Source organism: Crossiella sp. S99.2 (genome assembly GCF_023094165.1).
Lineage (GTDB): Bacteria > Actinomycetota > Actinomycetes > Mycobacteriales > Pseudonocardiaceae > Crossiella.
Map to the genome: position 1 here is coordinate 92,835 of NZ_JALMDK010000010.1, position 11,939 is coordinate 104,773.

An 11,939-nucleotide genomic window follows, 5' to 3' on the forward strand; every position below is an offset into this window, starting at 1 on the left:
CACAGCTCGACGATCAGCGGGACCCGACGATCGGAGGGTGTCGTGATCGGTTGCGCGGGCAAGTCAACAAGGATCGACAACGGTCAACAGGGAGGGGACAACACCGCTCCGGGACTGACCCTCGAACCAGGTGGTTGGTGCGCGGGATCGGGCAATACGGTCACGTCGACAGGCCCACTGTGGAGGGGGAAGTGATGGCTCACTGCAACAGGCACTCGCATTTCGACGCCTCATGCCGGCACTGCCGGTCCGTCCGGGAGCAGGGCGAGGAGAGCCCGCGTCTGGCCGCGAGCAGCGACACCACACCCGACTCCGCCGCTGCGGCCTCGGCTGCTTATCACCAGCAGCACAGCTCGTCCAGCTCGTCCTCGTCGCACAGCAGCCACAGCAGCCACAGCAGCAGCGGTGGCAGCAGTGGCTGGGACAGTGGCGGTGGCGGCGGCTATACCGGGGACACGAGCGGGTACTGACCGCAGCCCGGCGCGGCTACCCGATCTCCACCATGATCGTCGGCAGGAAGCCCTGGTAGGCGGCCAGATCGAAGCTGCCCGCCAGGGGATGCAGCACCGCGGCGGCGGACAGCGCCACCGCCTCGCGCAGGATCTGCGGCCAGGAATGCGCCTGGGCCAGGCCGGCGGCCAGGGCCGCCACACAGGCGTCCCCGGCCCCGGTCGGGTTCCCGGCCAGTCGCCGGGGCGGCCGGGCCCGCCAGGATCCCGCCGCGGTGATCGCCAGCAACCCCGCCGGTCCCCCAGAAGCCAGTACCGCCGACGCGCCGCCGTGCACCAGTTTCCGGGCCGCCGCCGCGGGATCGGCCACCCCGGTCACCGCGCGCAACTCCGCCGCGTTGGGTTTGACCGCCGTCGGGTTGCCCGCCACGCCCTGCCGCAACGCCTCCCCGTCGGCGTCCAGCACCGTGGGCACCCGCCCGGCCACGATGTCCAGCAGTTCCCGGTACACCCCCGCCGGTAAGCCGGGTGGCAGGCTGCCGGAGAGCACTACCAGGTCGGCCTGGCCGGCCAGGGTGGTGAAGCGGTCCAGGAAGACCGCCCACTCGGCCTCGGTGACGGCCGGGCCGGGCTCGCTGAACAGGGTCGCGTCGCCGTCGCTGACCACCGCGACGGTGCGGCGGGACTCGGCCTTGATCTCGGTGAGTTCCGCGGCCAGGCCCGCCGACTCCAGTTCGGCGCGGATGGCCTGCCCGGTGGCACCGCCGACGAAGCCCGTCACGACCGTGTTGTGCCCCAGCGCGTTGAGCACCCGGGACACGTTCACGCCCTTGCCACCCGCCCTGGTCTGCACGGTGCGCACGCGGTGGGTGGTGTGCGGTTGCAGGTTGTCCACGCCGTAGGTGACGTCCAGGGCCGCGTTCAGCGTGACGGTCAGGATCACGGGGCGGCCCGCAGCACGCCGAGCAGGCGTTCGGCTTCCACGGCCACGGCTTCCCGGCCGGCGGCGAAGTACTTGCGAGTGTCCACTGTGGACGGATTGGCGGCCAGGAAGTCGCGCACCGCCCCGGTGAAGGTCTTGTTCAGGTGGGTGGCGATGTTGATTTTGGTCATGCCGGACTCGACCGCGGTGGTGAGGTCGGCGTCGGGCACGCCGGAGGATCCGTGCAGCACCAACGGAACCGGGACCCGCGCGCGTAGCCGGGTGATCAGCTCGAAGTCCAGGCTGGCGTCCCTGGTGAGCATCGCGTGCGAGCTGCCCACCGCGACGGCCAGCGCGTCCACGCCGGTGGCGGCGACGAAGGCCGCGGCCTCCGCCGGGTCGGTGCGCACGCCGGGCGCGTGCACGCCGTCCTTGCCGCCGACCTCGCCCAGTTCGGCCTCCACGTACACCCCGTGCGCGTGGCAGTGGTCGGTGATCTCCTTGGTGGCGGCGACATTGTCCGCGTAGTCCAATGTGGACGCGTCGAACATGACGCTGGTGAAGCCCAGTGTCACCGCCTCGCGCACCAGGTCCGGGTCCTCGGCGTGGTCCAGGTGCACCGCCACCGGGACCGTGGCGGCGCGGGCCACCGCCAGGGTGGCCAGGCCGATGGGGGCCAGCGCGCCGTGGTACTTCACGCAGTTCTGGCTGATCTGCAGCACCACGGGCGCGCCCGCTCGTTCGGCCCCGGTGACCAGGGCTTCGGCGTGTTCGAGCTGGATGACGTTGAAGGCGGCCACGCCGCGGCCGGCCGCGACGGCCGCGGCGACGATCTCTCCGGTGGGACGCAACGGCACGGCGCGGGGCCTTTCGTCAGGAGTGGTCGAGGATGACGGAGCGGGTCAGGTGCCTGGGCTGGTCCGGGTCCAGGCCCTTGGCGGCGGCGATCGCCACCGCGAGGCGCTGCACCACGATCAGGTCGGCCATCGCGTCCCTGGGGTGCTGCCGGAACGTGCCGCCGGTGGCGGCCACGTCCTCGGCCAGGCCCTCCGGCGCGGGGCCGAACATCCAGGCCACCCGGTTCGGGCCGGTGATGCTGATCGGGCCGTGCCGGTACTCCATCGCCGGGTAGGACTCGGTCCAGGCGCAGGCGGCCTCGCGCATCTTCAGCCCGGCCTCCTGGGCGATGCCGCAGGTCCAGCCCCGGCCCAGGAAGGTGAACTGCTCGGCGTGCACCAGTTCCGGCGGCAGCGGTTCGGCCAGCGCGGCCTCGGCGTCGGCGATCGCGGCGTCCAGGGACTCGCCCAGGCTGGCCCGCAGCAGGGCCAGCGCGGAGGTGGCGAAGCGGGTCTGCACCACCGAACGCTCGTCGGCGAAGTCCAGCAGCACCAGCGCGTCCGCCGCGGTGCGGATCGGCGTGTCCGCGTCCCCGGTGATCGCCACCGTCGGATCGCTCACCCGGCTCGCCAGGTCGAGCACCTCGGTGGTGGTGCCGGAGCGGGTGATCAGCACGATCCGGTCATAGCGGCGGCCTGCCGGGTACTCCGAGGCGGCGAAGGCGTCGGTGTGCCCGCGCCCCGCCGACTCGCGCAACGCCGCGTATGCCTGTGCGATGAACCAGGATGTGCCGCAGCCCACCACCGCGACCCGTTCACCGTCTCTAGGCAATACCTCGGCATAGTGTCCGGCCAGCGCCGCGGCCCTGCGCCAGCATGCGGGCTGGCTGCCCAGTTCGGTCACCACGAACGGCTGTTCCGTCATGGCGCGCCTCCTTGTGTCCCCTGTGGTCCCCAGATTGCGCCAACTGTGCGCGTTGCTGCGTGTAAGTGCGCACAATACGCAACAATAGTGCATGATCGACCATTCACAGTCGAGGGTGGCATGAGCGATCATGGTCGCGGAGGTGCGTGGTGAACCGGTACGAGCGACTGAACACCCTGTTGGAGATCCTGGCCGAGCGCGGACGGGTGGAGGTCGACGAGATCGCCGCCGAGCTGGACGCCTCGGCCGCGACCATCCGAAGGGACCTTGACCACCTGGCCGGTCAGCAGCTGCTGACCAGGACCAGGGGCGGCGCGGTCGCGCACGCGGTCTCCTACGACCTGCCGTTGCGCTACAAGTCCGTGCGGCACGCCGATGAGAAACAACGCATCGGCAAGGAGGCCGCCGCGCTGGTCGCGCGCGGCTCGGTGGTGGGCCTCAACGGCGGCACCACCACCACCGAGGTGGCCCGCGCGCTGGCCACCCGCGGCGACCTGCCGCACGTGGAGGGCGAGACCGCGATCACCGTGGTCACCAACGCGCTCAACATCGGCAACGAACTCGCGGTCCGCCCGCAGGTGAAACTGGTGCTCACCGGCGGGGTGGCCCGGCCGCAGTCCTACGAGCTGATCGGCCCCCTGGGAACCAAGATCCTGGACGAGCTGACCCTGGACATCACCTTCCTCGGCGTGGACGCCATCGACCCGGTCAGCGGCGCCGCCGCCCACCACGAGGGCGAGGCCAGCATCAACCGGCTGCTCGCCGCCCGCGCCCGGAAAGTCGTCGTGGTCGCGGACTCCTCGAAGATCGGCGGTAGTGCCTTCGCCCGCATCTGCGGTATCGAGGACGTGGACGTGTTGGTCACTGACGTCGACGCGAGCGAGGAGGACGTTCGCCGCTTCACCGAACGCGGGGTGGACGTCGTTCGGGTGTAGAGCGGATGTGGACCGGATGTCACGCACAGCAGGGATGCGGTTACGGTTCGCGCCGTAGTGTTGACTACTGCGCATTTCACCGCGAGCATGAGCGAAATCACGCAAGTCGTGACCATCCTTCGCTCACTGGCGAGAATCAGGGGAGAAGTCATGATCCTGTCCAAGAAGGCCAGGCGCGGGCTGTCCGTGCTGCTGGCCGCGGGCCTCGGCCTGACGGTGGCGGCGTGCGGTTCGGGGGGAGCGGGCGGCGACGGCAAAGCGCTGACCTACTGGTCGATGTGGAAGGAAAACGAGCCGCAGGCCCAGGTCCTCAAGGAGGCCGCGGCGGCGTTCAAGGCGAGCAGCGGCATCGAGGTCAAGATCGAGTGGCAGGGCCGCGACGTGCTCAAGAAGGTGGTTCCCGCGCTGCGCAGCGGTGAGCTGCCGGATCTGGTGGACCAGGACGAGAACACCGTCCGGGCCAACCTGGTGACCAACAACGCCCAGCGTGACCTCACCGGCCTCTACGGCTCGGCCACGCCGGCGGGCGCCAAGGTCTCCGAGGTCGTGCCGGACCGCTACCTGACCAACGCCAAGAAGGACGGCAAGCTGTTCATGCTGCCGTACACCCTGCTCGGCTTCGGTCTGTTCTACAACGGGGCCACGTTGCCCGAGGTCGCGGGCAAGCCGCCGACACAGTGGAACGACTTCACCCAGTTGCTGGCCAAGCGCAAGGGCGAGGGCGCGAGCCCGCTCGCGCTCGACGGCGACATCGGCGACTACAACGCCTACTGGACCATCGCGCTGCTCCAGGGCCTGCTCGGCCCCGGGAAGGTCAACGAGCTGGCCAAGGACCGGGCGGGCACCGGGTGGAACACCCCCGCGGTGAAGAACGCGGTCGGCGAGATCCGCAAGCTGGCACAGGCCGGGTACTTCATCCCGGGCTACGACGGCAGCAAGTTCCCGGCCGTGCAGGAGAAGTGGGCTCAGGGCGAGGCGGACTTCGTCAACTGCGGCAGCTGGATCCCCAGTGAGGTCGGCAAGAAGGCCAAGCCGGGCTTCCAGTTCAAGTTCATGCCGATGCCCTCGTTGAGCGGCAAGGTGAACGTGCCCGCCTCCACCATCGGCTTCGCCATCCCGCAGCGGGCCAAGAACCCGGAGAACGCGGAGAAGTTCATCGCGTTCTTCCTCGGTGACGAGCACCTGGGCAAGATCTCCAGCGTCGCCAAGAACCTCACGCCGAACGCGAAGCTGCCCGCACCGCCGGAGCTGGCCGAGGTCGGCAAGGCCCTCGCCGAGAACGACCTGGCCCGCCCGCTCGACGGGGTGGACGCGGACTTCGTCAACTACAACGTCGAGGTGTTCAACCCGGCCAACGACCAGCTCATCAAGGGCAAGATCGACGTTGACCAGTTCCTGACCCAGCTGGCCACCGCGCAGGTCAACTACTGGAAGAAGAACGGCTGATGGCCGCCCCCGCCGTGCCGGTGGCCGTAGCCGCGCCGGCACGGCGGGCCGGCGCCGGCGCGGCCGCGTCCGGACCGCTGGCCCGCCGCCGCCGTCAGATCTTCTGGCCGTTCCTGCTGCCCGCGCTGCTGCTGTACCTGGTCTTCTTCATCGGCCCGACGCTCGCCTCGGTGTGGATCTCCTTCCACCGCTGGGACGGCGTCAGCGAGATGAAGCCACGCGGCTTCGACAACTACCTGGTGCTGCTGGACGACGCCATCTTCCTGACCTCCTTCACCAACACCATGCTGATCCTGGTGGGGGTCGGGGTCACCACCTTCGCGGTCAGCTTCGCCTTCACCATGGTGCTGCGGGAGATGCGCGGCCGGAAGTTCGTGCGCTCGGTGCTGTTCTTCCCCTACATCGTCGCGCCGCTGGTGCTCTCCATCCTGTGGGGCTTCCTGTTCTCCAGCGACGGCCTGGTGAACAAGGCGTGGCAGGCGGTTCTGGGCGGCACCGGACCGAACTGGATCGCCGATCACCTGTTCCTGATCGTGGCGATCGGGCTGGTGTGGATCAACACCGGCTTCTACACCACGGTGATCATGGCCGGGGTGGACCAGATCCCGACCGAGTTGTACGAGGACTGCTCGCTGGCCGGGGCCAATGCCTGGCAGCGGTTCCGGTTCGTCACGCTGCCGCTGTCCTGGGATGTGGTGGCCACCGCGGCGGTGATCTGGACGATCTCCTCGTTGAAGATCTTCGAGTTCATCTACGCCTTCGGCGGCACCAGCAACGACATGCCGACACCCGGCATCTGGAACAGCGCGTTGTTCGTCTACGGCCAGACCTTCGGTGGCCGGGTGCCCGCGTACCAGTTCGGCTACGCCTCGGCCGCCGCGGTGGCCACCCTGGCCGTGGTCATCGTGCTCGTGGTGTTGCTGCGCCGGTTGATGCGGCGCGAGGCCGTCCAGTTCTGAGCGGGAAGGGTCCGCCATGACATCGACCATGACTCCGGCCGAGGAGGCCGTGCCGAAACTCCGCCGGGAACGGCAGCCGGCGCGCGCCGTCGGTCTCGCCCTGGCGTGGCTGCTGGTGGCCTTCAACATCGGCGTGCTGCTGTGGATGCTGCTGGCCGCGCTGCGCGAGCACACCTCGATCTTCCGGCAGCCCTGGGGCCTGGACACCTTCGGCGAGTTCGGCAACTTCGTCCGCGCCTGGGTGGACAGCAACTTCGGCCAGGCCGCGCTCAACACGATCATCGTGGTGGCCACGGCCTCGGTGGTGGTGGTCGCGGTGTGCGCGCCAGCCTCCTACGTGCTGGCCAAGACCCGCAGCCGGATCTCCAGCACGACCGCGGTGTTCTTCGCGATCGGCATCGGGATTCCGGTGCAGGTCATCGTGATCCCGCTGTACGTGCTCATGCAGGAGCTGGGGCTGATCAACAGCCTGTTCGGCCTGTTCGTGCTCTACGTGGCGCTGTCGGTGCCGTTCACCGTGTTCCTGCTGACCGGGTTCTTCGCCTCGCTGCCCGATGAGATCGAGGAGGCCGCGGCCATCGACGGCGCGGGCTCGGTGCGCACGTTCGTGCAGATCGTGTTGCCGCTGGCGCGCAACGGGCTGCTGACCGCGTTGATGCTCAACGTGATCGGGCTGTGGAACGAGACCTTCATCGCGCTGGTGTTCATCCAGAACACCAGCAAGAACACGTTGTCGTTGTCGCTGCTGGGTTTCCTGCAGACCCAGCAGTACGCGGGCCTGGACTACGGCACGCTGTTCGCCGGGGTGAGCATCCTGGTGCTGCCGATGGTGGCGGTGTACGTGTGGCTGGGCAGGCGGATCATCGAGGGCCTCACCGTGGGGGCGGTCAAATGACATCCATCCAGAGGGGCAGCCTGAGGCTGCCGATGTCGGCGGTCGGCGCGGAGAACCCGTTGCCGCCACTGGCCGGACTGCCCGACGGCGCCGGTGCGGTGGACCTGTCCGAGGTGCCCGAGGACCTGGCCGCCGGGGCCCGGTACGGCCACGTCCGCAGCATGCTGCCCTACCTGACCCAGGACGACTACCGGCGCGCGCCGGAGGAGTCCACTGTGGACACGGTGGTGCTGGACAACGGCCTGCTGCGGGCGGTGTTCGTGCCCGCGCTGGGCGGCCGGTTGTGGTCGCTGACCGACCTGGTCGCCGGCCGGGAACTGCTGCACGTGCCGACCCTGCTGCAACCGGCCAACCTGGCCCTGCGCAACGCCTGGTTCGCCGGCGGTGTGGAGTGGAACATCGGCACCCGCGGGCACAGCCCGTTCACCTGCGCGCCACTGCACGCCGCCCAGGTGCGCGGCCCCGGCGGGGTGCCTGCGTTGCGACTGTGGGAGTGGGAACGGTTGCGCGGCCTGGTATTCCAGGTGGACGCCTGGCTGGCCGAGGACTCGCCGGTGCTGCACGTGGGGGTGCGGGTGCACAACCCGCAGCCGCATGAAGTGCCGCTGTACTGGTGGTCCAACACCGCGGTCGCCGAAACCTCGCGCACCCGGGTACTGGCCCCGTCCACCAGTGCCTTCCGCACGCACTACAGCGGCAAACTGTCCAGAGTGGACGTTCCGGTGCACCGCGAACTGGAAACCACCTATCCGGCCGGAATCCCGGACGCGGCCGACTTCTTCCACGACCTGCCCGAGGACCTGGACGGCCGCCCGTGGATCGCCGCCCTGGACGAGACCGGCTACGGCCTGGCCCAGGCGTCCACTGGGCGGTTGCGTGGCCGGAAACTGTTCTGCTGGGGTGAATCCGTCGGCGGGCGGCACTGGCAGGAGTGGCTGGGCGGTCCGGACACCGGGCCGTACTGCGAGATCCAGGCCGGACTGGCCCGCACCCAGTACGAGCACCTGCCGATGCCCGCGGGCGCGGACTGGACCTGGGTGGAGACCTACGGTCCACTCCGGACTGATCCGGCGCTGGTGCACGGGGACTGGCCGGCCGCGGTGGCCGAGGTGACCCGCGCCCTGGACCAGACCAGCCCGACCGCCTGCCTGCACGCGGCCCTGCACGAGTACAGCGAGGTGACCGCCAAACTGCCCCCGGTCGCGCCGCTGTCCGCCGGCGGTGGCTGGGGCGCGGTGGAACGCCACCGCCGGGCGCTGGCCAAGGAAAACCCGCTGCCACCGGAGTCGACCCCGTTCGCCGAGGACACCCTCGGCCCCGACCAGGTCCCCTGGCTGCACCTGCTGCGCACCGGCGAACTACCTGAACCCGATCCCGCGGACCCGCCATCGTCCTATGTGGACGGTGCGGACTGGTCGGCGCGCCTGGCCGCCGCACCGGAACACTGGGCCACCGCCTACCACCGCGGCGTGCTGGCCCACGGCGCCGGCGCCCTGGATGAGGCCGCCGACCACTACCGCCGCTCCCTCGCGCTGAACTCCTCGCCCTGGGCCTTGCGCGCCTTGGCTTTGGTGGCCGCGGAACAACAGGACCTGGCCACTGCCTGCCCCCTGTTCCGGCAGGCCCTGGCGGCCGCGCCGGAGGTGTGGCAGCTCGCGGTGGAGACCGTGGCCACCCTGCTCCAAGCCGGTGATCCCGGCCTGGCCCTGGAGGTGCTGGCCGGGTTGCCGCCGTCAGTGGCCGGGCACGGCCGGGTGCAGTTGCTGCGGGTGCAGGCACACCTGGCGGCCGGCCAGCCGGAGCGGGCGGCCGACCTGCTGCGCGCCGGGATCGAGGTGCCGGACCTGCGCGAGGGCGAGATCAGCCTGGACCACCTGTGGGCCCAAGCCTGCCCGGACACCCCACTGCCCGCGCACTACGACTTCCGCATGCACGTCTAGGCAGGCCACCGGCAGCGCTGCCGGTGACCCGTTCCAGCCCGCGCCCATCGTCGAGTTGGCCCAAGTGGTACGCCCGGTTGGGCCAACTGGACGTACGGCTTGGGCCAACTCGACGTGGGGTGGGTGACGGGTCAGAGCCGGAGTCGTTCCAGCAGGGGCAGCAGTGATTCCGGGGCTTCCACGTGCGCGTTGTGGCCTCGGCCGGGCAGGATCAGCGGCTCGATCACCAGGGCTCGCAGGTGCTCGGCCGGGCTCATCGGGTCGTGTTCGCCCGCGGCGAGCACGGTCGGGCACTTGGCCGCGGCGAGCAGGCTGGGCAGGTCGGGCGCGCCGACGCCGAAGGCCCGCTGGTCCAGGGCCAGCCGCCAGGAACCGTCGGAGGAGACCAGGCCGGTGCTGACCGCGGGGGAGTCCTCGGCGACCAGTCCGAGCAGCCCGGAGACCTTGAGGTGCCGGTCGGCGGCCTCGGCGCGGGTGGCGAACTCGCGGGCGGGCTTGCCGGCCAGTGCGGCGGCCTTGGCCAGCTCCTCCTCGCTCCAGCGCACCTTGACGCCCAGCCCGGCCGCGGCGGTCACCCGGACGCCGAACCAGCCGGAGGCCAGGGTCAGCGCCAGCACCCCACCCAGGGAGTGGCCCAGCACGGCGATCGGGCGGTCGGTGGGCAGGTGGGCGGCGACCCTGGCGGCCAGGCCGCCGAAGGAGTACCGCGACAGCGGGGGCGCTGCCCCGTGTCCGCGCAGGTCAGGGGCCAGCCAGCCGCCCGGCCAGTGCGCGGGCAGCAGGTCGATCAGGCCGTCCCAGACCGCGCCGGTCGCGCCCAGGCCGTGCAGCAGGACCAGCAGCGGGCCGTCCTCGGGACCGCCCCGCCGGAAACCCGGCGCCGAAATGTCTCCCATGACGATGATCCTGCCGCAGCGGGCCGGGACGGGGTAAGAATCCATCCGTGGCAGATGCGACCGAGGTGATCTTCAACCCGGACACCTACCTGACCGGGGTACCGCACGCCGAACTGGCCGAGCTGCGGGACCGGGCGGCCGTGGTGTGGGTGCCCGAACCCGCTGTGGACACCTGGAACGCGGGCCCCGGGTTCTGGGCGGTGCTCCGGCACGCCGAGGTCAAAGAGGTGCTGCGCACCCCGAAGGTCTACTCCTCGCAACTCGGCGCCACCCAGATCCGCGACCCCGCCACCCCCGCCGACCTGGCCTACGTGCGGCGGATGATGCTCAACCTGGACCCACCCGAACACGCCCGGCTGCGCACCCTCCTGGCCAAGGCGTTCACCCCGCGCACCCTCGCCCGCCTGGAAGACCGCATCCAGCAGTGGGCGCACGACCTGGTCGCCGCCGTGGCCGGGCGCGGCGAATGCGATTTCGCCAAGGAGGTCGCCGCCGACCTGCCACTGCTCACCCTGGCCGAGGTGTTCGGGGTGCCGCGGGAGGACCGCTGGCTGATGTTCGACTGGAGCAACCGGGCCATCGGCTACCAGGACCCCGAATACGCGGTGAGCAGCCAGGTCGACGACAGCGGCTCCAGCCCGATGGCCCGCGCCGCGCTGGCCTTACGACCGGCGCCGGACGCACACGGCCGGGTGCCGGATCCGCGGACCAGGGCCGGAATGCCGGACCTCTACGCCTACGCGCGGGCCCTCGGCGAGCACAAGCGGGCCCATCCCGGCGAGGACGTGATGAGCAACCTGATGCGGCACGGGGAGTCCGTGAGCATCGAGGAGTTCGAGAACCTGTTCTGGCTGTTCTCGGTGGCGGGCAACGAAACCCTGCGCAACGGCATCCCCGGTGGACTCATCTCGCTGATGTCCACTGTGGACGAATACCGCCGGGTGCTGGCCGATCGGTCGCTGGTGCCGGGCATGGTGGAGGAGATGCTGCGCTGGTGGACACCGGTGATGCACTTCCGGCGAACGGCCACAGTGGACACCCGGCTCGGCGGCGTCGACATCGCGGCCGGGGACAAGGTGGTGGTGTGGTTCAGCTCGGCCAACCGGGACGAACGCGCCTTCGCCGACCCGGACCGCTTCGACCCGGCCCGCACCCCCAACGACCACCTCGGCTTCGGCCACGGCCCGCACTTCTGCCTGGGCGCGCACCTGGCCCGGGTGCAGTTGCGGGCCATGTTCACCGCGGTGTTCGACCAGCTCGGCGAGGTCGAACCGAACGGTCCGGTGACCCGGTTGCGGTCCAACTTCCAGAACGGGGTGAAGCGGCTGCCGATCCGCTGGTCTAGTCGACCCGCTGGCTGACCGCGTTCGCCGCGCAACTGTTCACCGACACCCGCGGCGTGTCCTTGGCCCCGGCCTGCACACCGAGTTTGCAGCGCAACGCGCCGTCACCGGTCGGCAACAGCTTGGCGTCGACCTGCAGCACGGTGCCGCTGGGCACCACCTGGGCGTGCTGGGCCTCGCCGACCCGCAGTGTTTCGGTCAGCCGGATCTCCACCTTGCCCTCGGTGGTCTGACCGGTGCGCTCCGCGCTGGCCTCGCCCTGGCGGATCGGCGCGCCGCTCAGCCCGGTCATGATGCCGTGGATGTACAGGCCCGCCGCGCCGATGGCGGCAACACAGCAGGTCAGCAGCAGGATGTCCCGAGTTCGTTTCCCCACGTCCTCCACCATGCGGC

11 protein-coding genes are annotated in these 11,939 nt (G+C 70.5%); 6 read left to right on the forward strand and 5 right to left on the reverse strand.

What is annotated here, in order from left to right; all coding sequences use genetic code 11:
- Window positions 1–486: 486 nt before the first annotated feature.
- The 3 genes from MZC64_RS33005 to MZC64_RS33015 are packed head-to-tail and all read right to left on the reverse strand — an operon-like array spanning window position 487 to window position 3,132.
- Window positions 487–1,392: a 1-phosphofructokinase family hexose kinase gene (locus MZC64_RS33005; RefSeq protein WP_247763477.1), complete on the reverse strand. Its 906-nt coding sequence runs from the start codon at window positions 1,390–1,392 to the stop codon at window positions 487–489.
- The gene (locus tag MZC64_RS33010; RefSeq protein WP_247763478.1) at window positions 1,389–2,228 is read right to left on the reverse strand and encodes a class II fructose-bisphosphate aldolase; all 840 of its coding nucleotides are present in this window, start codon (window positions 2,226–2,228) and stop codon (window positions 1,389–1,391) included. The genes MZC64_RS33005 and MZC64_RS33010 overlap by 4 nt, the downstream gene beginning before the upstream one ends.
- 16 nt (window positions 2,229–2,244) lie before the next feature.
- Window positions 2,245–3,132 (reverse strand): SIS domain-containing protein, encoded by an 888-nt coding sequence (locus MZC64_RS33015; protein WP_247763479.1) that lies wholly within the window; start codon window positions 3,130–3,132, stop codon window positions 2,245–2,247.
- Between the two features lie 149 nt (window positions 3,133–3,281).
- Here MZC64_RS33015 and MZC64_RS33020 point away from each other — a divergent pair, with 149 nt between their 5' ends.
- The 5 genes from MZC64_RS33020 (at window position 3,282) to MZC64_RS33040 (ending at window position 9,307) form a co-directional block, all read left to right on the forward strand.
- On the forward strand, window positions 3,282–4,067 hold the full coding sequence (locus MZC64_RS33020; protein WP_185003687.1) for a DeoR/GlpR family DNA-binding transcription regulator: 786 nt from the start codon (window positions 3,282–3,284) through the stop codon (window positions 4,065–4,067).
- A 150-nt stretch (window positions 4,068–4,217) separates the two neighbouring features.
- Window positions 4,218–5,513, forward strand: coding sequence for an ABC transporter substrate-binding protein (locus tag MZC64_RS33025; RefSeq protein WP_247763480.1), 1,296 nt, complete (start codon window positions 4,218–4,220; stop codon window positions 5,511–5,513).
- Window positions 5,513–6,472, forward strand: a complete 960-nt coding sequence (locus MZC64_RS33030; RefSeq protein WP_247763481.1) for a carbohydrate ABC transporter permease — start codon at window positions 5,513–5,515, stop codon at window positions 6,470–6,472. Before MZC64_RS33025 ends, MZC64_RS33030 begins: the two co-directional genes overlap by 1 nt.
- Window positions 6,473–6,488: 16 nt before the next feature.
- Entirely contained in the window at window positions 6,489–7,367 is an 879-nt protein-coding gene (locus tag MZC64_RS33035) for a carbohydrate ABC transporter permease (RefSeq protein WP_247763482.1), read from the forward strand.
- Window positions 7,364–9,307, forward strand: a complete 1,944-nt coding sequence (locus tag MZC64_RS33040) for a DUF5107 domain-containing protein (RefSeq protein WP_247763483.1) — start codon at window positions 7,364–7,366, stop codon at window positions 9,305–9,307. Before MZC64_RS33035 ends, MZC64_RS33040 begins: the two co-directional genes overlap by 4 nt.
- A gap of 131 nt (window positions 9,308–9,438) precedes the next feature.
- Here MZC64_RS33040 and MZC64_RS33045 read toward each other — a convergent pair whose 3' ends face one another.
- The gene (locus MZC64_RS33045) at window positions 9,439–10,203 is read right to left on the reverse strand and encodes an alpha/beta fold hydrolase (RefSeq protein ID WP_247763484.1); all 765 of its coding nucleotides are present in this window, start codon (window positions 10,201–10,203) and stop codon (window positions 9,439–9,441) included.
- 47 nt (window positions 10,204–10,250) lie between these two features.
- On the opposite strand from MZC64_RS33045, the gene MZC64_RS33050 reads away from it, so the two are divergent.
- On the forward strand, window positions 10,251–11,564 hold the full coding sequence (locus MZC64_RS33050) for a cytochrome P450 (RefSeq protein WP_247763485.1): 1,314 nt from the start codon (window positions 10,251–10,253) through the stop codon (window positions 11,562–11,564).
- On the opposite strand, the gene MZC64_RS33055 is transcribed toward MZC64_RS33050, so the two are convergent.
- Window positions 11,545–11,922: a hypothetical protein gene (locus MZC64_RS33055; RefSeq protein WP_247763486.1), complete on the reverse strand. Its 378-nt coding sequence runs from the start codon at window positions 11,920–11,922 to the stop codon at window positions 11,545–11,547. The two genes, MZC64_RS33050 and MZC64_RS33055, sit on opposite strands and share 20 nt — an antisense overlap.
- Window positions 11,923–11,939 lie beyond the last annotated feature (17 nt).